Raw genomic sequence first — 508 nt, forward strand, 5'->3', positions numbered from 1 at the left:
CTCTCGCGGTAGGAACGCCGGTTACCCAGCGCCCCCCGCACAGACCCGGACGTGCGGTTTTCCCGCATCCGGTTCCTCGGTTGTACTCGCTTCCGCGTAAGACGTCTGTTTTATGCAAATACGCGATGTTGTCTGTCGACCATCACCATTTTAGGTTTTGCAATCCCCAACCGATCTATGGCAGCACTGAATGCCTTCCAGGTAAAACTTTTACGTTTACCTCCCCGGCGGTTCAGCCATTTAAATGAGCTTGCCACAGCCCAGTTGTAAAAGCGCCATTGCGAGGTCAGATTGCCCGGTACATTATAGTAGTTATAGTGACCCTGCAGCCGCCTGTTCAGCGCTTTTATGAAAAACATTCCTTTTAGATGACGGTTCTCCTTTATCCATTCCTTGATACGTTGACAAGCCCCTTGCAGTTTCTTGCGTTCCGTTCGCTGCTCAACCTTGACTGCGCCTTTGTCGTCTTTCTTCCAGTAGGTCTCAAAACCCAAGAAGGTCACCCTTC

1 pseudogene is annotated in these 508 nt (G+C 51.0%); it reads right to left on the minus strand.

What is annotated here, in order from left to right:
* Positions 1–110 precede the first annotated feature (110 nt).
* Positions 111–508: pseudogene (locus ACYQ11_RS22125) on the minus strand (hypothetical protein); the annotation flags it as partial.

Source organism: Desulfatiferula olefinivorans (assembly GCF_054657895.1).